The sequence below is a fragment of the Mycobacterium sp. genome, assembly GCF_049280035.1.
Taxonomy (GTDB): Bacteria; Actinomycetota; Actinomycetes; order Mycobacteriales; family Mycobacteriaceae; genus Mycobacterium.
Window position 1 is genome coordinate 1 of the sequence record NZ_JBAPPI010000544.1, and the last position, 3,523, is coordinate 3,523.

3 protein-coding genes are annotated in these 3,523 nt (G+C 68.4%); 1 reads left to right on the forward strand and 2 read right to left on the reverse strand.

Going from position 1 to position 3,523, the window contains the following annotated elements; genetic code table 11:
- Both WAN71_RS17675 and WAN71_RS17680 read right to left on the reverse strand, forming a co-directional pair.
- The coding region (locus WAN71_RS17675; RefSeq protein ID WP_422226576.1) for a carboxyl transferase domain-containing protein at nucleotides 1-1,304 on the reverse strand (1,304 nt) is incomplete at its 3' end.
- Between the two features lie 9 nt (nucleotides 1,305-1,313).
- A complete protein-coding gene (locus WAN71_RS17680; protein ID WP_422226577.1) occupies nucleotides 1,314-2,930 on the reverse strand; it encodes an arylsulfatase in 1,617 nt (538 codons plus the stop codon).
- Nucleotides 2,931-3,098: 168 nt separating this feature from the next.
- Here WAN71_RS17680 and WAN71_RS17685 point away from each other — a divergent pair.
- Nucleotides 3,099-3,523, forward strand: a 425-nt coding sequence (locus WAN71_RS17685) for an enoyl-CoA hydratase-related protein (protein ID WP_422226578.1), incomplete at its 3' end; no start/stop codon positions are given.

Sequence of the window (3,523 nt, forward strand, 5' to 3'; positions counted from 1 at the left end):
ATGCCGGACGCCAGCAAGTCGAGCGAGCGGACGCCCTGCGCGGCAGACAGTTCGGGGGCGTGCTCGGTGTCGCGGAACACGATCGCGCTGGCGCCCTCGGGCGGCAGCGGCGCAAGCCAGCCGTGTAGCGCGGCCAGCACCCGGTCGGCCGGCACCATTGCCAGGGCCGGCCCGCCGCTGCCCTGACCGAGCAGCACCGACACCGTCGGGGTATCCAGCGTGACCAGCTCAGCCAGGCAGCGGGCGATCTCACCGGCCAGCCCACCCTCTTCCGCCTGCGCCGACAGCGCCGGGCCGGCGGTGTCGATGACGAGCACCAGCGGTAGCCGCAGATCGGCGGCCAGCGTCATGCCGCGACGGGCCTCGCGCAATGCAGCGGGCCCGACCAGCCCGCCGACGATACGCTGCTGGCCGAGCACCACCGCGGGCTGACCGGCGAATTTGGCCAACGCCAACAGCGTGGTCGCGGCGTCGCCCTGCTCGGTTCCGGACAGCAGCACCTGATCGGTACAGCCGTATCGCAACAGCTGCTTCACCCCGGGCCGGTCGCCTCGCCGCGACGCCAGCACCGAGTCCCAGGCCGGGACGTCGGGCAGCGGTTCGGGCGGTGGCCGATCCGGTGGCGGCCCCGCCTCGTCGGCGACCACTTTGAGCGCTCGGTCGAGGATGCCGCGCAGCTCGCGCAGCGGCGCGACCGCGTCGATCACCCCGTGCCGCTGCAGGTTCTCGGCGGTCTGGATGCCAGCGGGAAAGGGTTCACCGTAGAGCTGCTGGTAGACCCGCGGCCCCAGGAAGCCGACCAAGGCGCCCGGTTGGGCGATGGTGACGTGGCCCAGCGAACCCCATGACGCGAACACCCCGCCGGTGGTCGGGTGGCGCAGGTACACCAAATACGGCAGGTGTGCCTGTTTGTGCAGGGTGACGGCCGCAGCGATCTTCACCATCTGCAGAAACGCGACCGTGCCCTCCTGCATCCGGGTACCCCCGGAGCTCGGCGAGGCCAATAGCGGCAGCCGCTCGGCGGTGGCGCGCTGCACGGCGGCGGTGATCCGTTCGGCCGCCGCGACTCCGATCGAGCCGCCGAGGAATTCGAACTCGCAGACCACCACCGCGACCCGCCGCCCGACCACCCGGCCCTCTCCGGTCAGCACCGATTCATCACGGCCACTCGCGGCCCGGGCGTCGGCCAGCTCGCGGGCGTACGACGCGTTCGCCGGCACTACCAGCGGCGTGGTGTCCCAGCTGACGAAAGTCCCCTCGTCGAGCACCGCATCGCGCAGTTCATCGGTCCCGATCCGGCCCACCCGATGAGGCTAGCCTTGGGCGAGACTCTGCGGGTCGACGTCGAAAAGCGAAACGGGATCCAGGATTACGCCGGTGTCCTCGACGTAGCGATCCCACAGCGCGAGAAGCTCGGCCAACTTGTCCGGCCGCGAGGCGGCCAGGTCGTCGATCTCGCCCGGGTCGGCGGAGAGATCGTAAAGTTGCCAGGCGCCCGGGCCGTACGGCTGCGGCAGGTAGAGCGCCTTCCAGTCGCCGCGACGAATGGCGCGGCGGCCGAACAACTCCCATCCGGTGCCGGTGACGGCGTCGTCTACCTCGGCGCCACCGGACAGGTATGGAAGCAGCGACCTGCCGCGCAGGGGTTCGACTTGGCGGCCCTGGTATTCGGTGCCGGGGTGTGTGACGCCGGCGAGTTCCAGCACGGTCGGAGCGATGTCCATGACGGTTGCGAACGCGGTCCCGATCTGGGCCTGCCGGGCAAAGCCCGGCCAGGTGACGAACCCGACCACTCGAATGCCCCCCTCGGTGGTGAACGCTTTGTACAGCCGCGATGGGGCAGTGGCGGCCTGTGCCCAGCGCGGGCCGTACCAGATGAATGTGTTGGGGGCGCCCAGGTTGTCGAGACTGTGATCGCAATGCTGCTCGATCTGCGCCGCGATAAGGCCACCCAGAATCGGCATCGCCTCGACTATTGCTCCCTCCGCGCCGTTGTCGGACATGAAGATCACCACCGTGTCGTCGACCTCGCCGGTTTCGGTGAGGTAGTCGATCACCCGGCCGATGTTCCAGTCCATCCGGTCCACCATGGCGGCGTAAACCTCCATGCTTCGGGCCGAGATCGCGCGCTCCTCGTCGGTCATGTCGGACCACTCCGGTTCCCCATCGGCTACGACGGGGTGCGCATTGACATCGGGCGGGCACAAGCCGAGACGCTTGAGCGCCGCCAGCCGCGCCTGGCGCAACGCGTCCGGGCCGGCGTCATAGCGGCCGCGGTAGTGCGCGATGGATTCCGCCGGTGCTTGCAGCGGCCAGTGCGGCGCCTGGAACGGCAGATAGGCGAAAAACGGTCGGTCGTCGTCCTCGGGGCGTTCGCGGAAGTAGCGCAGCAGGGTGTCGGCGTAGAAGTCGGACGAATAGAAGTCGTCGCCGACGGTGACGAACTGGTCGTCTTCGGTATAGAGCGTGGGGCCGGGCAGCGAAGCGGTGGCCCGCGAACCGCCGTAATGGCTAGCGCCACCCGGCAGCAGTGCGAACGAGCGCTCGAACCCGCGGGCCCACGGCGACCTGTCAATGGTGTTGCCCAGGTGCCATTTTCCCGACATCAGCGTCAGGTAGCCGGCGTCGCGCAACAACTCGGGTAACGCCACGACCCGGTCGTTGAGATAGCCCTCGTAGCCGGGCGCGCCCTTGAATCCGGGCGGCAGAACCTCGCCCATCGTGCCGATGCCGGCGATGTGGTGGTCGGTTCCGGTCAGCAGCATCGACCGGGTCGGTGAGCAGGCCGGCGCCGAATGAAAGTCGGTGAACCGGATCCCGGCGTAGGCCAGCCGGTCCAGGTTGGGGGTATTGATCTCCCCGCCGAACGCGCCGATGTCGGAGAATCCGAGATCGTCTGCCACTATCACCAAGAAGTTGGGCCGTTTCACGCTGACGCATCCTGTCAGGTCTTTCGGCCAAATGGAATGTTCCGGCTACCGCCGATTCGGCGCCACCCGGCGCGTAACTAAGCTTGGCGCCATGATCCGCGCCAACGACGATAGAGAAATGAGCGATGAGGTGGGGGCACCTCCCGCTTGCGGGGGAGAGTGGCGCACATGATCGGTGTCACCCGCGTCGAAGACGTCCTGACCATTGAGTTGCAGTGCCCGGAACGGCGCAACGCGCTGAACTCCCAGCTGGTCGAGGAGCTGCGCGAGGCCGTGGAGAAGGCGGCCGGCGAGAATGTCCGCGTCGTCGTGCTGACCGGGCAGGGCACCGTGTTCTGCGCCGGAGCCGACCTGAGCGGCGACGCGTTCGCCGCCGACTATCCCGACCGGCTCATTGAACTGCACAAGGCCATGGACGCGGCGCCGATTCCGGTGATCGGCGCGATCAACGGCCCGGCCATCGGCGCTGGTCTGCAACTGGCCATGCAATGCGACCTGCGGGTCGTTGCGCCCGATGCGTTCTTCCAGTTTCCGACCTCGAAATACGGTCTGGCACTGGATAACTGGAGCATCCATCGACTGTCCTCGCTGGC